The sequence below is a fragment of the Flagellimonas ulvae genome, from assembly GCF_049333175.1.
Classification (GTDB): Bacteria; Bacteroidota; Bacteroidia; order Flavobacteriales; family Flavobacteriaceae; genus Flagellimonas.
In genome coordinates, this window is the sequence record NZ_CP186325.1 from 1273731 (window position 1) to 1293689 (window position 19959).

Here is a 19959-nt window from a genome sequence, read left to right on the forward strand (position 1 = left end):
ACATAGTTATTGGCTACTCTTCTTTACCAGCTTTGAACAAAAAGTCTTTTTCTGCCTTAGATAGACTTTCATAACCTGATTTACTTATTTTATCCAAAATGGCATCTACCTTTCGTTGTCGGGCTTCCTTATCATAGTCAAAATTTCCCTTTTTGGGGCCACCTTTTTTATACACCGTTTTAAGGGGCCCTTTTCTTTCTCTTTTCTTAAACATAGTACCCAAACCATTGAGCATTTTGGTAAAACCTGACCCAATATCCTTTCCGTTCAATAGCTGTCTTGCATAAACATAGCCTAAAAGTGCGCCGCCTAGGTGAGCCAACCTTCCTCCAACATTTCCGCCATACGGTATTTGTATAAGGTCTATCAAAACAAAGAAGACTCCAACATACCATAGTTTTACATTGAAAAAAATAACCCGAACTTCTTGATTGGGAATATACGCACAGATGAATATCAATACCGCGGTGACCCCCGCAGAGGCTCCTATCAACGCTGTGTTAGTATTTAACAAAGTAGGGAATATGTTATAGCTCGATAGAAAAACAAGCCCACCGACAATCACTCCCAAAAAGTAAACGGCAATAAACCTTTGGTTATCGAATAGATTTAAGAAAATACGTCCTGTAAAATAAAGCATGAGCATGTTCCAGAAAATATGCCCCAATCCCGCATGAAAAAAAGAATAGGTTATAAGGGACCATGGTTGACCCAAAAACTCTCCCAACGCCTTGGGCAAATGAAACCATTCTGATACTGATGTACCCAAAAGAGCCAAAGCCAAGCCGTTCAATATAAACACGAGTACATTGACCACTATGAGTTTTTCAGCTATGTTCAGCCTAGCAAAGTTGTATTGCAATCCTCCATTTGCCATATCAATCCCAACGATTTTGGTTAAACTGATTTTTTTTCCAATACCACATCATAATAAATCCAATCAAAGCACCGCCAATATGTGCAAAATGTGCCACACCGGTATTGATGTTTCCAATGCCAAAAATCAAATCTCCGGCCAGCAATAAGGGAACAAAATACTTAGCTTTTATGGGTACGGGCAAAAAGATTAACATCAATTTAGCTTCGGAATACATAAACGCGAAGGCCACCAATATTCCATATATGGCTCCAGAAGCGCCCACCGCTGGGGTGTTGTAAGCACTCAAAAAATTGTCGATGGTACTTCGGGATGCTACATTATACCAATCAGGACTATATTGACCTTTGGATATGATATCCAATACTTGATTTTCAGTCATCCCTGCATTCACCAAAGCCTGTAGTCCCTCATTGAACAAATAGTAATTCACACCAGAATGCAAGAGAGCAGAGCCCAATCCGGCTGAAAAATAAAAAAACAGAAATTTATTTCTGCCCCAAACCCGTTCCAGAGGTGTGCCAAAGGCCCATAAAGCGTACATGTTGAATACGATATGCATCAAATTTCCATGCATAAACATATGACTGATTATCTGCCACCAAGCAAAATTGGTGTTCTTGGGAAACCAAAGCGATAACCACTGATATAATACATCCCCATAGAGTTGGGTTGCAAAAAACAAAATAACATTCACAATCAGTAGGTGCTTAACAGCATCGGTCAGTCTACTCATTTACAGCAATTTTTTATCTAAATCCCCGTCGGAGATAATTGTATAGGTTTTTTTTAGGCTGGGACTCAAAGTAGGTTCTTTACAAGCAAATAAATCATGTACTAAAGCCATCTGCGATTCACTGTCCAAAACCTCTCCAGATTTTAGCGCCAAATTCTTGGCCAGTCCATGCGCTAGAAGCTCGGCCTGTGACAGTGATTTATCCCTAAACCCCTCTTTATAGTCGGCAATAAGATGATCCAATACCGTGCCAATCTTACTATCGGATATCATAGCCGGTACAGCTGTCACTTTTACAGTTTCTTCTTCTAAATCAACAAATTGGAATCCAACATTGGTTAAACTGTCTTGAATTTCACTCACAATAGCTCGTTCCTGGGGAGTAAAATTAACTTCCAATGGAAACAAAAGTTGCTGGCCCAATCCTTTCTCTACCGTTATTTCACCCAAAAACTTTTCAAAAAGCACTCGTTCATGGGCCCTGTTTTGATGGATGATCAAAAGTCCTGACTTTACCGTGCTGACCACATATTTTCGCTGTAACTGAAAGGTAAAACCAGTTTCTTGGGACATTTCCTCCTCAGTATACAAAGAAGACTGGATTTCAGTTTCTGATTCCATCTGAAAGCTTGAAAACTCCCGCTCTGGGTTTAGCGTTTCCAAACCTTCATACATGGTCTCCCAACCTTTGGCACTTTGTTTTTGATAGGAAGCTGTTCCTTTCCCCTTTGTTACTGTGTTGTCAAAAGGATTAAATGAAGCGTCCACCGTTACCTTTGGTAAGGTAGCTTCTTTATTTTCAAACGCATAGGGAGTATCCAAATTGGAATCCCGTTCAAAATCCAGAACAGGGGCCACACTAAACTGCCCCAAACTATGTTTTACAGCAGAACGTAGAATGGCATATAATGTATGTTCGTCGTCAAACTTTACTTCTGTTTTTGTTGGGTGAATATTTATATCAATGGATTTCGGGTCAACTTCCAAATACAGGAAATAACCAGGGTAAGTATCCGGTTTTATCAATCCTTCAAAAGCAGCAACCATGGCATGGTGTAGGTATGGACTTTTTATAAATCGATCGTTGGCGAAAAAGAACTGTTCACCCCTACTCTTTTTAGCAAATTCTGGTTTACAGATAAAACCAGAAATATTAACCACTTCCGTCTCTTCCTTCACTGGGACCAAACGTTCGTCCATTTTACTGCCAAATATGTGGGAAATACGCTTTCTGGAAGGTGCAATGGGAAGGTTGAATATTTCCGAACCATTGTTAAAAAGATGGAATGCGATATTGGGGTGCACCAAGGCCACTCGATGAAATTCATCCATAACGTGGCGTAATTCTACTTGATTCGATTTTAGAAAATTGCGTCTAGCAGGAATATTGAAAAAAAGGTGCTTCACCGAAATGGAAGTCCCGACAGGTGTAGCGACCACTTCTTGTGAGATCACTTTACTTCCTTCAATTTTAATATGGGTGCCCAGTTCTATGTTCTCCTTTCGGGTTTGCATGTCTACATGGGCAATTGCAGCAATGGATGCCAAAGCCTCCCCTCGAAATCCTTTGGTCTTAAGATTAAAAAGGTCCTGTGCATCTGAAATTTTCGAGGTAGCATGTCTCTCAAAAGAGAGTCGGGCATCGGTTTCGCTCATTCCAATCCCATTATCGACCACCTGTATCAAAGTTTTACCCCCATCCTTAATAATGAGTTTAACCAGTGTGGAACCGGCATCTATGGCATTTTCCAACAATTCCTTAACCACAGAGGCTGGACGTTGAACAACTTCCCCAGCTGCAATTTGATTGGCAACATGGTCTGGTAAAAGTTTGATAATATCTGACATTAAGTACTCAGAAATATAGATAAATCGAAGTCTATAATGAATAGAAACAAAAGAATCAGCACCACAAGAATAACTACAAAGCGAAGTCTTAAGTTCCTGTCTCCTTCATTCTTTAAATCATCAAACGCCCAAGAAACTTTGTTTTTGATTCCTTTCTGCGTGTGAGCTGTACTTCTAAATTTATCGAGTTTGTGTTCTATCTTAAAAGGACTGCCTTCCCCCTTGTAATAACGCGGAGTATAATTATAGGTTTTGTTTTTTCTGAGCTTTAGCGGATTGCGCATTTACGTCCTTTTCAATCTAGATATAAAGGTACTTAAAATCGTAAGATTGCTTAAGTAGGTCCTGCCAAAAAATGTTAACAGTTTTGGGAAGCTCAAGTGCAACTATTTAAGTTCAAGTGTAAGTATCAAAGGAAAGCTATGTGTTTTGGATTTAAGGTACGCTTTAACTTGAGCTTGAGCTTCATTTACCCAAAACTGCCATCTTAATCGCAGCTATAGCCGCTTCTGCGCCTTTATTGCCATGTTTTCCTCCACTTCGGTCAATGGCTTGTTGTAAGTTGTTGTCAGTCAATACACAAAAAATGGTAGGAACATCGAAGGCCACATTCAAATCCTTGATTCCCTGGGCCGCAGCACTGCAGACAAAGTCAAAGTGGCTGGTCTCGCCTCGTATTACACTACCTATGGCAATTACTGCATCAACATTTTGTGTCTGAAGCATTTTTTTTGCACCAAAGGTGAGTTCGTAACTCCCCGGCACATTCCATCGAAGAATATTCTCTGATTTGGCCCCACAGTCAATTAATGCATCGACAGCACCTGTATAAAGACCTTCCGTTATGGTCTCATTCCATTCAGAAACAACAATCCCGAATCGCAAGTGAGATGCGTTCAGGATTTCTTCTTTATTGTAGGCGGATAAGTTTTTGTTCTCCGTTGCCATGTATTCTTAATTCTGGGACAACCCAATCACCACATCAATATTGTTTGCTTCTTGTGAGGAAGAAAAATCATTTTTGATACGCTCAAAGTAGCCAAACGCCTTATCTTTTTGTCCCAAATCCAAGGCTAATACGCCGGCCTTGTATAGAAAACGTGGCGTAGTATACTCATTGCTATCGTGGTTGAATGCTTTTTCATAATACTCCAAAGCATCTTCTTTTTGGTTCAGTTGTGCAAAGGCATCACCAATACCTCCTTTGGCCATAGCTCCTAGAATTGCGTCATCCGAAGAGAATTCTTCCAAATAGGTAATGGCATCTTGATATTGTTGAAGGTTCAAATAGGCCATACCTGCAGAATATTTAGCCAAATTTGCGGCTTTGGTGCCCTTGTATTCCTCCATGATATCCAAAAAGCCGTACTTGCCTTGTGCTCCGTTCAATGCCAAACCAAAAAGGGAATCTCTTTCTGTTTCGTTGGTCAAAGCTTGGTCAAAATATTGTTGGGGATAAAACAACTCGTTGGCTGCAGAGGCTTCTTTGGGTTTTTGTATGAATTCGTTGTACCCTAAAAAGGCCAACACAGCTACAGCGACAATACCTATGGCACCTAAAATATAGGTCTGGTTTTTTCTAACCCACTCCTCAGTCTTTGATGCACTTTCGTCAAGCGTACTAAAGACTTCTGCGGTAGTACTGTTTTCTTCATCTATTCTGACTTCCTCTTCTTTATTCTTCGGCTTAAAGCCCCGCTTCTTATATGTAGCCATTCTTTGTTTTGTTAATCGCGCAAAAATAAAGTTTTTATCCAAAATCGAAAGGCTATTTATTCGTTATTTTTGGAATCTTTAATTGGTTACGACCTTATATCTTTTGATGGTTTCGCTCCCTTAATTATGTTTTTAAAGCACTTGTCCTTAGTCAATTACAAAAATTTTGATTCCATTACGATGGAGTTCGACCCTGTTATCAACTGTTTGGTAGGAAATAATGGAGTAGGCAAAACCAATATTTTAGACGCCATTTATCACCTATCTTTTGGAAAAAGCTACTTTAATCCTGTATCTACCCAAAATATAAAATATGGCGCTGATTTCTTTATGTTAGAGGGTGAGTTTGAGAAAGAAGGCAGGAATGAAAAAATCACCTGCGGCTACAAAAAAGGGCTGAAAAAAGTAATCAAACGCAACGGAAAAGCCTATGAAAAGTTTTCTGAGCACATTGGTTTTTTGCCCTTGGTGATAATATCTCCCGCAGACCGTGATTTAATTATTGAAGGAAGTGAAACCCGCAGAAAGTTCATGGACGGTGTCATTTCCCAATCCGATAAGATGTATCTCCAAAGTCTTATAAAGTATAATAAGGTATTGTCTCAAAGAAATTCATTGTTGAAATACTTTGTGGCCAATCAGACTTTCGATGCAGATACTTTAACCATTTATAATGAGCAACTCCATACTTTGGGTACAGATATTCACAGTAAAAGAGAAGCATTTATCCAGGCTTTTCTTCCCATTTTTCATGAGCAATACAAGCATATTTCAGAAAAAGGAGACGAAACAATAGGATTAACTTACGAAAGTCAATTAGCGAATAATCCGTTGAAAACACTTCTGGAAAATTCCGTGGAGAAAGATAGGGCACTTCAATATACAAGTGTCGGTGTGCACAAAGACGACTTGAACTTTACCATTGAAGGGCATCCTATTAAAAAGTTTGGAAGCCAAGGACAACAAAAGTCATTTTTGATTGCCTTGAAATTGGCCCAATTTCATTTTATTAAAAAACAGGCAAGGACCACCCCGATTTTACTTTTGGATGACATTTTTGATAAACTGGATGAAAATCGGGTTGGACAAATTGTAGCTTTGGTGAACAACGAAAGTTTTGGTCAGTTATTTATCAGTGACACTCATGCCGATAGAACCGAAAAAGTGGTAAGCGGCATCCAACAGAGCTATAAAATTTTTACATTGTAATATGAAGCAATTGATGTTCTTGATATCAGCGATTTTATTGTTTTCCTGTGCAGACCAAAAAGTCAATAAAGAGGATTTGCATTATCTAAATGGGTATTGGGAAATTCAAAAAGTGGAATTCCCAAATGGTCAAACCAAGGAATACAAGGCAAATACAATGGTAGATTACATACAACTGGAAAATGAAAAAGGAATGCGAAAAAAGGTACAACCAAGGTTGGATGGCACCTTTATTATAACCGAAGATGAAGAACCTTTTGAGCTGATTTCTTTAAAGGAGGAATTTGCTTTTCATTATAAAAACAGTTTGAGTGAGCGCCAAGAAAAGCTTATGGCCTTGGATTCACTATCCTTCATCACTCAAAATGAAGAAGGTATACGCTATTTCTACATACGATTTCAACCTATTTCAATTCAACTTTAAATGGCCAAGCGACAAAATTCTTATCTCCCTTTGAATGAGGCTTTACAAGAGTTTATCAAAGAAAGTAAACTTCAGAAAGGGATGGATAAGGTGGATGCTCGAAAGGCTTGGGAAGAACTTATGGGAAATGGGGTCAACAATTACACAAATGCCATTGAGTTAAAAGGAGATACTTTATATGTCTCCTTGTCCTCTTCCGTTCTTCGGGAAGAATTGAGTTTGGGCAAAACTAAAATCATCGCCATGCTAAATGAGGCGCTGGGACAAGAATTGATAAGAAAACTGGTATTGCGATAACCAAAAAAGCCGCTATAATGAGCGGCTTTTTTGGTTTGTGTTCTTTTTTTTAGAAAACCTCTCTGCCTGAAAAGTGAAAGGCTCCTTCAATGGCAGCATTGTCATCACTATCTGAGCCATGTACGGCGTTTTCACCAATACTTGAAGCATATAATTTGCGGATAGTACCTTCTGCAGCTTCTTCAGGATTGGTTGCCCCAATAAGTGCTCTAAAATCTTCAACAGCATTGTCCTTTTCCAAAATTGCAGCTACAATAGGTCCACGGGTCATGAATTCTACCAATTCACCAAAAAATGGTCTTTCTTTATGAATAGCGTAGAACTCTTCAGCATCTCTCTTGCTCAATTGTGTATATTTCATTGCCACAATCTTAAAGCCTGCTCCTGTTATTTTTTCCAAAATCGCACCAATATATCCGTTCTCAACGGCGTCTGGTTTAATCATGGTGAACGTTCTATTTCCAGTCATTTTTTAAAATTTTGCGCAAACATACGGCTTTTCATTCAAGGCACAAGGTTAATAGGCCTGTTTCAATTCTTGATAAACCTTTCCATTTTCACCCATTATTTTCATACGGGCTGTCTTGTTTTGCATATCCAAGTGCAGTATGCCATAACTGGGTACGGAAACCACTTCGCCTACCCGATATGAATTAGGTTCAGAAGTAAAGCTAGAATACGAGTGGGTAAGACCACTACTCGTGAAATCTATTAAAGGATATTGCAAATTGGGCAGTTGGGTTTTTGAAAATTCAGAAATATGGCGATCCCCCGAAAGCACGATAACTCCTTTTGCCTTGGAGGCCGCAATAAGCCTTTTCATTTTTTCCGCGTCTGAAGGAAAGTTGCCCCAAGTTTCAAAACCATGTTCCCAAGAAAGAAATTGGATGCTGGTGATAATAAGGTTAAATTCGGCCTTGGAAGCAGAAAGCTCTTTTTCCAACCATTTCCATTGAGTTTCCCCTAAAACCGTAGATTCTGGTGAAGTATTTATTTTATAACGTCTTTTAGTAATCGTATCCTTCTCCAAGTTGCTTCGGAAGTAACGCGTATCCAAAACAAATACTTTGATTGTTCCCTCAGGATGTGAATAGGTATGTGTTGCGTAGACACCTTCTTGATTTCTGCGACTATCTTCTTTTGCTACTCCCATAAAATCCAAAAACAGCTGTTGGCTTTGTTTTTTCATAACATACTCTACACCGGCATCATTCTTTCCGTAGTCGTGGTCATCCCAAGTTCCAATTACAGGAACCTTCTCTACCAAAGCTTCATAACCAATGTTTTTCAGTTGCTGATCATACATAGACTTCATTTGGGACATATCATCTGTATCTGCATAGATATTATCTCCGCCCCAAATCCAAACGTCTGGATTCTCCTCTAAAATATCATCCCAAAAAGGGTTTTCAACATCTTGTTTATTGCAGGAGCCGAAGGCCACCACAAAGGAAGAATCATCCTCTTCAATAGAGTCAGAGTTCTCATCACTAGTTGGATTTTGCGCCGTTTTGCAGCTTACAAATGGTAAAATAAAAAGAAAACAAATCCTTGAATATTTCATTCAGAACATTTTTTGGTGGTTCACAAAAATAGTTTTTCTCGAGTTACCTCTATATTATATTATTGTATCTTTGCCCGCATGAATTTAGAAGATATCTCGACCACAAAGTCGCTTCTTTCCACACCCCAAAATATAGTCGTTGTACCTCATAAAAATCCGGATGGAGATGCCATTGGTTCCTGTTTGGCGCTTTACATTTTTTTAAAAGAAATGGGGCAAAATTGTACGGTTATCTCTCCAAATGACTATCCTAAGTTTTTAAAATGGATGCCAGGAAACGATACCATCCTAAACTATGAAAAATCACCAGCAAAGTGTAAAACAATATTGAATGAAGCTTCATTGATATTCACTTTAGATTTTAACGACTTTTCCAGAACCGGGGCATTGGAAAGTCAATTGCAACAGAGCAATGCAGATTTTATAATGATAGACCATCATCAACAACCAAGTGATTATGCCAAAGTCACGTATTCTGATGTTTCTATGAGTTCCACCTGCGAAATGGTCTATAATTTTATCATGTATTTGGGTGAAGGTGATAAAATCAACACAGCCATAGCAACCAATCTGTATACCGGTATCATGACAGATACAGGTTCATTCAAATATCGTTCAACCTCCAGTAAAACCCATCAAACTGTTGCTGATTTGATTGACAAGGGTGCAGAGAACATGGAAATTCACAGGCAAGTGTTTGACACCAATTCTCCATCACGCTTACATCTGCTTGGCGTTGCCTTGAAGAACATGGTAATTCTAAATGAATATCGTACGGCATACATAACACTGAGTCAAGAGGAATTGGACGCAAACAACTTCAAAAAAGGAGATACAGAAGGTTTTGTCAATTACGGTCTTACGCTGGAAGGTATTGTACTAGCCGTAATTTTTATTGAAAACAAGGAAGAAGGCATTATTAAAATGTCGTTCCGTTCCGTAGGTGATTTTTCAGTCAACGAGTTCGCCAGAACTCATTTTAATGGCGGAGGACATACCAATGCTGCCGGAGGACGAAGTAATATATCACTTGAAGCAACCGTTGATGCGTTCAAAGCCGTTTTGGCAGACTACAAAAATCAGTTGAAATCATGAGAGTGTTGTCAATTTTAATATTAGCCTTGGCGATGGTTGCTTGTGGAGGTCCCGAACCTCGCCGCCCCGTTAAAGTAAAATCTGGTAGTTTTTTCAAGGAATCCGTGGAGCGGAACAAATTATTATTGGCCAAGGAGGAAAAAGTCATTCAGGATATTATTGTTAAAGATACTTTGAACGAATACATGGCAAATCCCAATGGTTTCTGGTATTATTATGAGGTAAAAAACGATACAGCTCGTTACACACCACGGACCAATGACCAAATTCTGTTCTCTTACAATATCAGGAATTTAAAAAACGATACTATTTATAGTATGAAGGATATTGGACCCACTTCATATACTGTGGACAAAGAGCAGCTTTTTCCGGGCCTTCAGAACGCCGTAAAACTTCTAAAAATCAATGAAAGGGCCACCTTTGTGTTCCCCTCATTGCAAGCCTACGGATATTTAGGTGATGGTGAGGCAATTGGACCAAGAACACCCATAAAATCCACTATAGAACTGCACACAATAATAATCAATCAGGATAGTTTAAATCTTAAATAACAAATCAAATGAAAAAATCCCTATGTATCATCAGCCTACTGGCATTGACTTTTTTTGGTTGTAAATCTAGCAAATATGCCGAGCTAGGTGATGGTATTTTTGCTGATATTCAGACCAATCAAGGTGATATCGTTGTGAAGTTGGAACATCAAAAAACACCGGTTACTGTTGCAAATTTTGTGTCTCTTGCAGAAGGAAACAGCCCTTTTGTAAGTGACGACCTAAAAGACAAACCCTATTATGATGGCCTTATTTTCCATCGCATAATCAAAGATTTCATGATTCAGGGTGGTGATCCCACAGGAACAGGTAGTGGAAATCCAGGATATAAGTTCAAAGATGAATTTCATGATTCGCTCTCGCATTCCAAAAAAGGAATCTTATCCATGGCCAATTCTGGACCCAAAACCAATGGAAGTCAATTTTTCATTACACATAAAGAAACTCCTTGGCTGGATGGTAGACATACAGTGTTCGGTGAGGTAGTCTTGGGTATGGATGTGGTAGACTCCATAGCCAATGTGGAAACCGGCACTGATGGAAGAGACAAGCCCAATGTGGATGTCATTATGAACAAGGTAGAGATTGTACGTCAGGGAAAAGAGGCGAAAAAGTTTGATGCAGTCCAAATTATGGGTGATTACTTTGAAGAAGAAAAACAAGTCGAGGCTGCCTTCAAAAAAATGATTGAGGACTTGGTAACTGAGTTTGAGCAACAAAAAGAAACTGCTGAAGAAACTTCAAGCGGACTTAAGATTCAAAAAATCTCTGAAGGAACCGGGGAACAACCCAAAGTAGGGCAAAACGTATTGGTAAACTACGCAGGATGGTTGGCAGACGGAACTCTTTTTGATAGCAACGAAGAGGACATTGCCGTTAAATTCAACAAGTTTGATAGCCGTAGGAAAGAACAAGGCGGTTATTTTCCTGTTCCCATGCAGTATAGTCCAGAAGCTAGATTGATTCCAGGCTTCAAAGAAGGCTTACAGAATATGAAAGTAGGAGATAAAGTTCGACTCTTCATTCCTCCACATCTAGGTTATGGGGCTCAGGGAGGTGGACCCATTCCTCCAAATGCAGACCTAATCTTTGATTTGGAAATTACCGGAATACAAGAATAGACCTTGATAGAAGAAACGAAAAAGCCACCAAATTATGGTGGTTTTTTTGTTTTGGATAAGACCAAACCTAAAGAAATCTAAATTAATTGTGCATCCCAGAATTAAAGGCTAGTTTAGAAATTGAAAAGCTTCCAGTTAGGAGTTTTAGTTTTTACATGAGAAAGAGAATAAAGACAATTCTATTGTGGTTCTTACCCATACAAATAGTATTGGTAAAATGGGCTTCAAACAACCCGGATTTCATTGAGAACTATTACAGCAATGGAATCTATCCTTTTATTTCCAAAACTTTGCGAATTTTGTTCGGATGGATACCATTTTCGATGGGTGATGTTCTATATCTCGCATTGTTCGTTTTTGTTGTTCGATATTTTTATAAAAACTGGAGGTCATTAAAATCCAAACCTCTTAGCTTACTCAAGGACATCGGTGTATTTCTGTCCGTAGTTTACTTCTTGTTTCATTTTCTATGGGGACTTAACTACCATCGCCAGCCCATTACCTGGAAATTGGGTTTGGAACGTGAATATTCACAAGAAGAACTGGTTTCTTTCATCCATCTTTTAACCCTACACTCAAATACATATCAGACTCATATTACAGGAGATAGCCTTTCTCCAGTGCACATCCCCTATTCTAAAAAAGAAATCTTTCAGGGAACACAAAAGGGATATGAACAATTGAAAAAGGAACATCCAGATTTTGAGTATTCCTTTTCAAGTCAAAAGTCCTCCCTGTTCAGTTTACCTCTTACCTATATGGGATATGGAGGCTATTTAAACCCATTTACAAATGAAGCTCAGGTCAATGGGATTACCCCAAGGTTCAGACTTCCTACGGTAAGTGGTCACGAAGTGGGTCATCAATTGGGTTATTCCGCTGAAGATGCTACCAATTTTATAGGTTTTTGGGTGTCTTCCGTAAATGAGGACCCCTATTTTAAGTATGCGGCTTACTCACATGCCTTGAGCTATTGTCTTTCTGATTTGGCCAGAAAAGATGAAAAAAAATTCAAGGAAATGATAAAGCAATTAAACCCAGGTGTGCGTAAGAACTTTAGAGAACTTTCTGAGTTCTGGGCCAAGTATGAAAATCCTTTGGAACCCCTTTTTAAATTTATTTTCAATACGTTTCTAAAAGCCAACAACCAAGAAGAAGGCATAGAAAGTTACAATTCCGTAGTAGGCCTACTCATCAGCTTTAACAAGAAATACGGTTTTTAGTGTAACCCTTGTGGAATATTATCAGTTCCGTTACCTTTAAGACCGACTAATTCAACACTGCTGCTCTATGAAAACTAGACTATTGGTGTGCGCCTTATTTGGAAGTGTGTCCTTGATGGCTCAAGACTATTTCCCCAAGAATGATGGCGTAAAAACCAAGAACAACAACTACACCGCATTCACAAATGCAAAAATCTACGTAACTCCAACCAACATCATCCAAAATGGAACCCTGCTCATAAAAAATGGCAAGGTGGTTCAAGTGGGTAAATCCATTAACGTCCCATCAAATACGGTGGTGGAAGACTTAGGTGGAAAAACCATTTATCCTTCGTTTATCGATGTATTTTCAGGTTTTGGAGTAAAAATGCCAGAAAAACCTAAGTCCCGTGGAAGGTCCGCACAATATGATGCTTCCCGTGAAGGGTTTTACTGGAATGACCATATTATGCCAGAGAACATGGCCATCTCTAAATTTTCTTATGATACCAAAAAAGCAAAAGAACTTAGAAAACTAGGGTTTGGTGTTGTCAATGCACACATCCAAGATGGTATTGCACGTGGTTCTGGAGTTTTGGTAGCTCTAAATGACCAAGGCAATGCCTCCCAACGTATTTTGGACGACAAATCAGGGCAGTATTTTTCATTTACCCGGAGCATTGCTAAGTTGCAATCGTATCCAACATCATTAATGGGAACGACATCACTTTTAAGGCAGATGTACCACGATATGAATTGGTACGGCCAAGGCAATGTGGACACCAAAGACCGTTCGTTGGAAGCGCTTATCGCCAACGAAGGATTGAAGCAAATTATTGATGCCGGCGAAAATGGCAATGTGCTACGTGCGGATAAAATCGGGGACCAGTTTGGTATTCAATATACCATTGTGGCCGGAGGTGATGAATATGAATACATTGAAGATGTCAAAGGAACCAACGCTACACTCATTGTTCCCATTAACTTTCCGAAAGCTTATGATGTTTCCAATCCTTACGAAGCGGAGTTTGTAACACTTAAGGACATGCGTCATTGGAATTTGGCTCCATCCAATCCAAAAGTTTTGGAAGACAACAAGGTTCCTTTTTCCTTGACACTGCATGGATTAAAATCTTCTACGGATTTTAAATCCAAATTAATGAAAGCCATTTCCTATGGCTTATCCAAAACCAAGGCTTTGGAAGCTTTAACAACGGTTCCCGCTCAAATTTTGGGCAAGTCAAGTGAAATAGGAACATTACAGCCAAATAAAGAAGCTAACTTCTTGATTACCTCTGGAGATATCTTTGAGAAAGGAACCATTTTATATGAAAATTGGGTTCAGGGGAATAAAAATATCATTGCCAACCGGAACCAAAAAGACGTTAATGGAGATTACGACCTTAGTGTAGGCGGTACTACCTATAAAATGTCGCTAACGGGTGAAATTGGCAAAACCAAAGTCACCGTGGAACAAGACTCCAAAAAATTGGACAGCAAAGTCAACTACGAATCCAACTGGTTAAATATTTCTTTTACCAACGAAAATGGGGAATCGTTCCGAATGATTTCACTGGTGGATTCAGCAACTGACAATTTAAGTGGCAAATTGGTTCTTCCTAATGGAATTGAATCTACGTTTACTGCGGTAAAAACTTCAACACCTGAGAAGAAGTCCAATGCCAACTCATCAAAAAACTCACCGGAAACAGTTGCCCTTACTTATCCCAATGTAGGATTCGGCCATACACAAAAAGCAGTTCAGGAAGATATGCTATTTAAGAATGCAACCGTTTGGACTGGCAATGAAATTCTGGAGAACACCGATGTATTGGTCAAAGGAGGAAAAATTAGCAAAGTCGGACAAAATCTCAGTGGAGGAAGAGCTAAGGTCATAGACGCTTCTGGAAAGCACCTTACCGCTGGCATAATTGACGAGCATTCCCATATCGCAGGCTTATCCATTAACGAAGCAGGGCACAATTCTTCTGCTGAAGTTAGGATGACCGATGTAATTGACCCAAAAGACATTGATATTTATCGAAACCTTGGTGGTGGGGTAACCACTATCCAATTGCTCCATGGTTCGGCCAACCCGATAGGTGGACAATCCGCAATTATACGCTTAAAGTGGGGCGAGAATGCAGATGGCCTTATTTTTCCGAACATGCCCAAGTTTATCAAGTTCGCTTTAGGTGAAAATGTAAAACAGTCCAATTGGCAAAGTTTTGCTCGTTTCCCACAAACCAGGATGGGTGTGGAACAGGTTTTTGTAGATTATTTCCAGCGCGCAAAAGAATATGACACCAAGAAAAAGGCAGGTCAACCGGTACGATATGATGAAGAAATGGAAGTTTTGGCCGAAATTCTAAATGGAGAACGTTTCATCAGTTGCCACTCCTACGTGCAAAGTGAAATTAACATGCTGATGAAAGTTGCCGAAAAGTTTGATTTTACGGTAACTACGTTCACGCATATCTTAGAAGGCTACAAAGTAGCAGATAAGATGGCGAAACATGGCGTAGGCGGTTCCACATTCAGCGATTGGTGGGCTTATAAATATGAGGTGAATGATGCCATTCCGTACAATGCGGCCATTATGGCGAGTCAAGGAGTTACCGTAGCCATCAATAGTGATGATGCAGAAATGTCCCGTCGTTTGAACCAAGAGGCAGGGAAAACGGTTAAATATGGTGGAATGTCCGAAATTGAAGCGTGGAAAACCGTAACACTAAATCCGGCCAAATTGCTTCACATTGATGACCGGGTAGGCAGTATTGAAATTGGCAAAGATGCTGATTTGGCACTATGGAACGACCACCCCATGTCTGTCTATGCCAAAGCAGAAAAAACTATCATTGAAGGAGCAGTTTATTTTGATTTGGAAAAAGACAAATTGCTACGCCAAGCTGTACAAAAAGAACGCAGCCAACTCATCAGCATGATGTTGAACGAAAAGGAAAAAGGAGCCCAAATGCAAGGCCCAAAACAAAACAAGAAGGAAAAGTTTCACTGCGATTCGCTCTAAAAACGTAAAACATGAAAAGTATTAAAAACATAACTTTTGCTCTTTCCCTCCTGGTTTTCAACATAGGTTTTTCACAACAAACACCGGCAAGGGAACAAAGCGAAGCCATTACAATAAAAGGTGCTACGGCCCATATTGGAGATGGTACCATAAAGGAAAACTGCACTTTGGTTTTTGAAGATGGAAAAATAACTGCGTTTGGTGGTCCTGAAACAGCTACAAAAGGTCAGATCATTGATGCTACCGGTCAACATATCTATCCCGGATTCATTGCACCTGGAAAATCTTTAGGATTGATAGAAGTGAATGCTGTAAGAGCGAGTAATGACCAAGATGAAATTGGTGATATCATACCACATGTTCGAAGCATCATTGCCTATAATGCCGAATCCAAAGTTGTAGAGAGTATGAGACCCAATGGGGTTCTTTTGGGACAAATTACGCCAAAGGGAGGCCGAATATCGGGTACTTCAACAATCGTACAATTTGATGCATGGAACTGGGAAGATGCCGCGGTCAAGACCGATGACGGCGTTCACCTCAATTGGCCTACTAACTTCAGAAGAGGGCGATGGTGGGTAGGAGAACCTAGAGGCTTTCTCCCTAATAAAAAATACAATGAACAAGTGTCTGAGGTAAACACCTTTATGCACAATGCAAAAGCTTATGGAAAGGGAAAAGAAGAAGAAGTAAACCTAGCATTTGGAGCCATGCAAGGAGTTTTTGACGGTAGTCAGCACCTCTATGTCTACGCCAATACAGAAAAGGAAATCAAAGATGCAGTGACCTATTGTAAAAAGGCGGGCGTTACCAGTATAGTATTAGTCGGCGGGTATCATGCCCACAAAGTGATTGAATTCCTAAAAGAAAACAATATTCCTGTTTTGGTAAACTACACCCATACCCTACCCCGTTTTGATGATGACGATTATGATTTCACCTATAAGCTTCCAAAAATTTTGGTTGATGGAGGGCTTTTGGTTGGTTTGCAGAATGCAGCGGCGTCCAACTTCCAAACTAGAAATCTACCTTTTTATGCTGGACAAGTGGTAGCCCAAGGATTGGATAAGGAGAAAGCATTACAGTTACTTACAGGAAATACAGCCAAAATTCTCGGCATAGATGGTAACTATGGTACGCTTGCGGTTGGTAAAAGTGCTACATTGTTCGTTTCTGAAGGGGATGCTTTAGACATGCGAACCAATAAGTTATCCCGTGCTTTTATTGATGGACGTGACATTTCACTGGAAACCCATCAGACAGAACTTTGGAAACGCTATATGGGCAAATACGAAGGCAAATAAATCAACAAAAAAGGGTGCTTTTTCAAAGCACCCTTTTATATTTTTCAGTCTAGACGGTTAGTTTTTCTTTATCTCCACAAATTCCGCACCCTCAGGTTTTTCATAAAACCCACCTTCTTTAGCTGAAGAAGACAGGGAAGCAGATTCAAACGTTAGGGTGTTAGCAGGTTCAAGAGGATTTCTACCCTCATACTTATACCATGAAATTGAATTCGGTAATACCAGACCATCAACAGTGGTCCAATCATCATAACGAATCCATTTGACATTTTCTGAGACTTCACCGCTTCGATAGGTAACAGTATATCCCAACCAAGCCATTTGGTAGGTGTCTGAATCATAATGAATATAATATTGATCTTTTGATGAAGCCCCTACACCGCTTTCATAGCTGATTTCAATTCCAGGATAATTTTTCCCTTCAAAAATCAAGTCCTCAGTATCGCTATAGATGATGCCGTCATCTGCCAAAACAAAGGGCATGGCATAGAAATAGAATATCAGGTTGTGATAGAAACCAGCATTTCCTGTGTATTTTTTGTCGGTATCCAACAACCACGCTTGTTCGCCATCAAATCCCATGGAAAAGATTTCGGCGTCAATTCTATCCTTTCTTGAGTACAAGTCGATGGTATGCACTTCTCGAAAATCAGGCTTTTGTAGCGCATAAGTTAAAGTGCGCTGTTGTCTCCATGCATCCATTCCACCATGCTTTTCTAAAACTTTCCCTAAGGCTTCAGGATATTTTGCTTTTTCAATCTCAACGTTCTTAACGGCTTCTTTCTGGGCTTCTTCCTTCTTTGGAGCAGGCTTGCAGGCAGCAATCGCCAGAATCAATACTACAATACTTATTTTTCTCATTTTTAAGTTGTTTTGCGTTTTGTCGGATGTGGATTTACAAGATTACAAGAAAATGTACTTTTGAAACCATGAATATTGGCAAAGTTATAAGCAGCGTTCAAAATCCGCTAGTAAAAAAAATTATTCAGCTTCAGGAAAAGTCCAGAGCGCGTAAAAAATTAGGGCTTTTTCTAGTGGAAGGAATACGGGAAATTGAACTGGCACAAAAAGGAGGATATGTTGTTGAGCAATTGCTATACTGCGCAGAAATTGTTGATTTTTCCCTAGAAGATTTCATCAAAAGCTTTCCTGAGACGGTATGCACTGAAATCAGCAAGGCAGTTTATGAAAAATTGGCTTATAGACAATCCACTGAAGGGGTATTGGCTTTGGTACAAAGTAAACCCCATGCACTTGAAGACATTCATTTTAACTCCGAAGAGCCCCTTGTTTTGGTCGCTGAAGCACCAGAAAAGCCCGGAAATGTTGGTGCTTTGTTGCGAACGGCGGATGCAGCCGGGATAGATGCCGTTTTAATTGCCAATCAGAAGTCAGATATATACAATCCTAACATTATCCGCTCCAGTGTAGGCTGTGTCTTTACCACCCAGATAGGGTTAGGAAGTACCCAAGAAATCATATCCTTTCTAAAAACGAAAGGTATTAGTATTCGCTGTGCAGCCTTATCTGCTTCAAAAGACTATATCCAATCCGATCTTAAGGGGGCTTTAGCTATTATAGTTGGAACAGAATCTACCGGTTTAACCGACGAATGGTTGCAAAATTCCGATGAAAATCTCATTATACCCATGAGGGGTGAAATTGACTCTATGAACGTTTCTGTGTCGGCCGCAATCCTTATCTTTGAAGCCATGCGCCAAAGAGGGTTTTAGCCTATGGGAGAAACTACACTATTCTACATTATTATCTTTATTCTTGTGGCGCAATATCTGGTTCACCAGCTATTGGAATACCTCAACGCCCAACGCTTTTCTTCCACCGTACCGCAAGAACTCAAAGATGTTTTTAACGACGAGGAATATCAAAAATCCCAGCAATATAAGCGTACAAAATATCGATTTGGTCTTTTTTCAGATGGCTTTTCGCTCCTTTTCACTCTGGCCTTTCTGTGGTTTGGCGGATTTGAATGGATAGATTCCTGGGTGCGTTCCATTACTGAAGATACCATAGCTATGGCTTTATTTTTCTTTGGCTGTATAGCTATTGGAAGTAATATCATCAGCATTCCTTTTTCGTACTATCAGACCTTCACCATTGAAGAGGCCTATGGTTTTAATAAAACAACCCGACGCCTCTTTTTTATGGATATTCTTAAAGGTTGGTTGTTGACCATTTTAATAGGAGGCGGCATATTGGCCCTGTTTATTTGGTTTTATCAGTGGACTGGCCCCAGCTTTTGGATATATGCATGGATTCTCTTTGCGGCCGTGATTTTGTTCATGAATCTGTTTTATAGCAGACTCTTGGTACCTCTATTTAATAAACAAACCCCACTTGACAACGGAAGCTTGAAGCATGCCATTGAAAATTACGCCAAACAAGTAGGTTTTGAACTGAACAAGATTTTTGTGATAGATGGGTCCAAACGTTCTACCAAGGCCAATGCTTATTTCTCAGGTTTTGGTAGAGAAAAACGAATAACGCTGTTCGATACGCTCATCAATGATTTGGATGAAGAAGAAATTGTGGCTGTTTTGGCCCATGAGGTGGGGCATTACAAAAAGAAGCATATTATTGTCAATCTTTTGGCTTCCTTGATGTTAACGGGACTTACCTTGTACGTTCTTTCCCTTTTCATAAACACTCCAGAGATTTCATTGGCCATCGGTGTATCGCAGCCCAGTTTTCATGCCGGTCTGGTTGGTTTTGTGCTATTGTACAGTCCTATTTCTGAAATTACAGGGTTAGCCATGAACTTCTTATCCCGAAGGTTTGAATTTCAGGCGGATGACTATGCCAAAATGACATTTGCGGCAACTCCATTGATAAGCTCGTTAAAAAAACTATCCAAGAACAATCTGAGCAATCTTACACCCCATCCAGCATACGTGTTTGTCCACTACTCCCACCCTCCTCTGGTAGAACGTATACGAAACCTAAAGGCATAATTTTTGTTGTTTACCTTT

At 39.7% G+C, this 19959-nt stretch carries 20 protein-coding genes; 11 read left to right on the forward strand and 9 right to left on the reverse strand.

Translation table 11 applies throughout. The features are described from left to right. Positions 1 to 13: 13 nt before the first annotated feature. The 6 genes from ACOKFD_RS05780 to ACOKFD_RS05805 form a co-directional block, all read right to left on the reverse strand. Positions 14 to 877 (reverse strand): rhomboid family intramembrane serine protease, encoded by an 864-nt coding sequence (locus ACOKFD_RS05780; RefSeq protein WP_298999350.1) that lies wholly within the window; start codon positions 875 to 877, stop codon positions 14 to 16. A 1-nt stretch (position 878) separates the two neighbouring features. Then, positions 879 to 1613 (reverse strand): rhomboid family intramembrane serine protease, encoded by a 735-nt coding sequence (locus ACOKFD_RS05785; protein ID WP_298999351.1) that lies wholly within the window; start codon positions 1611 to 1613, stop codon positions 879 to 881. Beyond that, positions 1614 to 3461, reverse strand: a complete 1848-nt coding sequence (gene mutL, locus ACOKFD_RS05790) for a DNA mismatch repair endonuclease MutL (protein WP_422860372.1) — start codon at positions 3459 to 3461, stop codon at positions 1614 to 1616. Then, positions 3461 to 3745, reverse strand: coding sequence for a riboflavin synthase subunit beta (locus ACOKFD_RS05795; protein WP_422860373.1), 285 nt, complete (start codon positions 3743 to 3745; stop codon positions 3461 to 3463). Before ACOKFD_RS05795 ends, mutL begins: the two co-directional genes overlap by 1 nt. A 181-nt stretch (positions 3746 to 3926) precedes the next feature. Continuing rightward, a complete protein-coding gene (gene ribH, locus ACOKFD_RS05800; RefSeq protein WP_422860374.1) occupies positions 3927 to 4409 on the reverse strand; it encodes a 6,7-dimethyl-8-ribityllumazine synthase in 483 nt (160 codons plus the stop codon). 6 nt (positions 4410 to 4415) lie between these two features. Beyond that, entirely contained in the window at positions 4416 to 5177 is a 762-nt protein-coding gene (locus ACOKFD_RS05805) for a tetratricopeptide repeat protein (RefSeq protein ID WP_298999356.1), read from the reverse strand. Positions 5178 to 5303: 126 nt separating this feature from the next. Here ACOKFD_RS05805 and recF point away from each other — a divergent pair, with 126 nt between their 5' ends. The 3 genes from recF to ACOKFD_RS05820 are packed head-to-tail and all read left to right on the forward strand — an operon-like array spanning position 5304 to position 7107. Then, on the forward strand, positions 5304 to 6386 hold the full coding sequence (gene recF / locus ACOKFD_RS05810; RefSeq protein WP_422861004.1) for a DNA replication/repair protein RecF: 1083 nt from the start codon (positions 5304 to 5306) through the stop codon (positions 6384 to 6386). 1 nt (position 6387) lies between these two features. Continuing rightward, positions 6388 to 6810, forward strand: coding sequence for a hypothetical protein (locus ACOKFD_RS05815; RefSeq protein ID WP_422860375.1), 423 nt, complete (start codon positions 6388 to 6390; stop codon positions 6808 to 6810). Continuing rightward, the gene (locus ACOKFD_RS05820) at positions 6811 to 7107 is read left to right on the forward strand and encodes a DUF721 domain-containing protein (RefSeq protein ID WP_422860376.1); all 297 of its coding nucleotides are present in this window, start codon (positions 6811 to 6813) and stop codon (positions 7105 to 7107) included. Between the two features lie 49 nt (positions 7108 to 7156). Here the strand turns inward: ACOKFD_RS05820 and ACOKFD_RS05825 are convergent, their stop codons facing one another. Continuing rightward, positions 7157 to 7576, reverse strand: coding sequence for a nucleoside-diphosphate kinase (locus ACOKFD_RS05825; protein ID WP_298999359.1), 420 nt, complete (start codon positions 7574 to 7576; stop codon positions 7157 to 7159). Between the two features lie 48 nt (positions 7577 to 7624). Further along, positions 7625 to 8671, reverse strand: coding sequence for an alkaline phosphatase D family protein (locus ACOKFD_RS05830; protein WP_422860377.1), 1047 nt, complete (start codon positions 8669 to 8671; stop codon positions 7625 to 7627). A 78-nt stretch (positions 8672 to 8749) separates the two neighbouring features. On the opposite strand from ACOKFD_RS05830, the gene ACOKFD_RS05835 reads away from it, so the two are divergent. The 6 genes from ACOKFD_RS05835 (at position 8750) to ACOKFD_RS05860 (ending at position 16972) form a co-directional block, all read left to right on the forward strand. Next, positions 8750 to 9766: a DHH family phosphoesterase gene (locus ACOKFD_RS05835; protein WP_422860378.1), complete on the forward strand. Its 1017-nt coding sequence runs from the start codon at positions 8750 to 8752 to the stop codon at positions 9764 to 9766. Continuing rightward, positions 9763 to 10317, forward strand: a complete 555-nt coding sequence (gldI, locus tag ACOKFD_RS05840) for a gliding motility-associated peptidyl-prolyl isomerase GldI (protein WP_422860379.1) — start codon at positions 9763 to 9765, stop codon at positions 10315 to 10317. Before ACOKFD_RS05835 ends, gldI begins: the two co-directional genes overlap by 4 nt. Positions 10318 to 10325: 8 nt before the next feature. Beyond that, on the forward strand, positions 10326 to 11438 hold the full coding sequence (locus tag ACOKFD_RS05845; RefSeq protein WP_422860380.1) for a peptidylprolyl isomerase: 1113 nt from the start codon (positions 10326 to 10328) through the stop codon (positions 11436 to 11438). A 155-nt stretch (positions 11439 to 11593) separates the two neighbouring features. Continuing rightward, positions 11594 to 12661 carry a DUF3810 domain-containing protein gene (locus ACOKFD_RS05850; RefSeq protein WP_422860381.1) on the forward strand — a complete coding sequence of 356 codons (1068 nt, stop codon included), beginning with the start codon at positions 11594 to 11596 and terminating at the stop codon, positions 12659 to 12661. Between the two features lie 67 nt (positions 12662 to 12728). Beyond that, a complete protein-coding gene (locus ACOKFD_RS05855; RefSeq protein ID WP_422860382.1) occupies positions 12729 to 15668 on the forward strand; it encodes an amidohydrolase family protein in 2940 nt (979 codons plus the stop codon). An 11-nt stretch (positions 15669 to 15679) separates the two neighbouring features. Continuing rightward, on the forward strand, positions 15680 to 16972 hold the full coding sequence (locus tag ACOKFD_RS05860; protein WP_422860383.1) for an amidohydrolase family protein: 1293 nt from the start codon (positions 15680 to 15682) through the stop codon (positions 16970 to 16972). 57 nt (positions 16973 to 17029) lie between these two features. Here the strand turns inward: ACOKFD_RS05860 and ACOKFD_RS05865 are convergent, their stop codons facing one another. After that, on the reverse strand, positions 17030 to 17833 hold the full coding sequence (locus ACOKFD_RS05865; protein WP_422860384.1) for a DUF6503 family protein: 804 nt from the start codon (positions 17831 to 17833) through the stop codon (positions 17030 to 17032). Between the two features lie 68 nt (positions 17834 to 17901). On the opposite strand from ACOKFD_RS05865, the gene ACOKFD_RS05870 reads away from it, so the two are divergent. Beyond that, a complete protein-coding gene (locus ACOKFD_RS05870) occupies positions 17902 to 18705 on the forward strand; it encodes a TrmH family RNA methyltransferase (RefSeq protein WP_422860385.1) in 804 nt (267 codons plus the stop codon). 3 nt (positions 18706 to 18708) lie between these two features. Then, on the forward strand, positions 18709 to 19941 hold the full coding sequence (locus ACOKFD_RS05875) for a M48 family metallopeptidase (protein ID WP_422860386.1): 1233 nt from the start codon (positions 18709 to 18711) through the stop codon (positions 19939 to 19941). Positions 19942 to 19959: the final 18 nt, after the last annotated feature.

Coding starts and splice junctions, on each gene's coding strand:
- ACOKFD_RS05780 (WP_298999350.1), bottom strand. CDS start 877: ATGGCAAATGGAGGATTGCAATACAACTTTGCTAGGCTGAACATAGCT.
- ACOKFD_RS05785 (WP_298999351.1), bottom strand. CDS start 1,613: ATGAGTAGACTGACCGATGCTGTTAAGCACCTACTGATTGTGAATGTT.
- mutL (WP_422860372.1), bottom strand. CDS start 3,461: ATGTCAGATATTATCAAACTTTTACCAGACCATGTTGCCAATCAAATT.
- ACOKFD_RS05795 (WP_422860373.1), bottom strand. CDS start 3,745: ATGCGCAATCCGCTAAAGCTCAGAAAAAACAAAACCTATAATTATACT.
- ribH (WP_422860374.1), bottom strand. CDS start 4,409: ATGGCAACGGAGAACAAAAACTTATCCGCCTACAATAAAGAAGAAATC.
- ACOKFD_RS05805 (WP_298999356.1), bottom strand. CDS start 5,177: ATGGCTACATATAAGAAGCGGGGCTTTAAGCCGAAGAATAAAGAAGAG.
- recF (WP_422861004.1), top strand. CDS start 5,304: ATGTTTTTAAAGCACTTGTCCTTAGTCAATTACAAAAATTTTGATTCC.
- ACOKFD_RS05815 (WP_422860375.1), top strand. CDS start 6,388: ATGAAGCAATTGATGTTCTTGATATCAGCGATTTTATTGTTTTCCTGT.
- ACOKFD_RS05820 (WP_422860376.1), top strand. CDS start 6,811: ATGGCCAAGCGACAAAATTCTTATCTCCCTTTGAATGAGGCTTTACAA.
- ACOKFD_RS05825 (WP_298999359.1), bottom strand. CDS start 7,576: ATGACTGGAAATAGAACGTTCACCATGATTAAACCAGACGCCGTTGAG.
- ACOKFD_RS05830 (WP_422860377.1), bottom strand. CDS start 8,671: ATGAAATATTCAAGGATTTGTTTTCTTTTTATTTTACCATTTGTAAGC.
- ACOKFD_RS05835 (WP_422860378.1), top strand. CDS start 8,750: ATGAATTTAGAAGATATCTCGACCACAAAGTCGCTTCTTTCCACACCC.
- gldI (WP_422860379.1), top strand. CDS start 9,763: ATGAGAGTGTTGTCAATTTTAATATTAGCCTTGGCGATGGTTGCTTGT.
- ACOKFD_RS05845 (WP_422860380.1), top strand. CDS start 10,326: ATGAAAAAATCCCTATGTATCATCAGCCTACTGGCATTGACTTTTTTT.
- ACOKFD_RS05850 (WP_422860381.1), top strand. CDS start 11,594: ATGAGAAAGAGAATAAAGACAATTCTATTGTGGTTCTTACCCATACAA.
- ACOKFD_RS05855 (WP_422860382.1), top strand. CDS start 12,729: ATGAAAACTAGACTATTGGTGTGCGCCTTATTTGGAAGTGTGTCCTTG.
- ACOKFD_RS05860 (WP_422860383.1), top strand. CDS start 15,680: ATGAAAAGTATTAAAAACATAACTTTTGCTCTTTCCCTCCTGGTTTTC.
- ACOKFD_RS05865 (WP_422860384.1), bottom strand. CDS start 17,833: ATGAGAAAAATAAGTATTGTAGTATTGATTCTGGCGATTGCTGCCTGC.
- ACOKFD_RS05870 (WP_422860385.1), top strand. CDS start 17,902: ATGAATATTGGCAAAGTTATAAGCAGCGTTCAAAATCCGCTAGTAAAA.
- ACOKFD_RS05875 (WP_422860386.1), top strand. CDS start 18,709: ATGGGAGAAACTACACTATTCTACATTATTATCTTTATTCTTGTGGCG.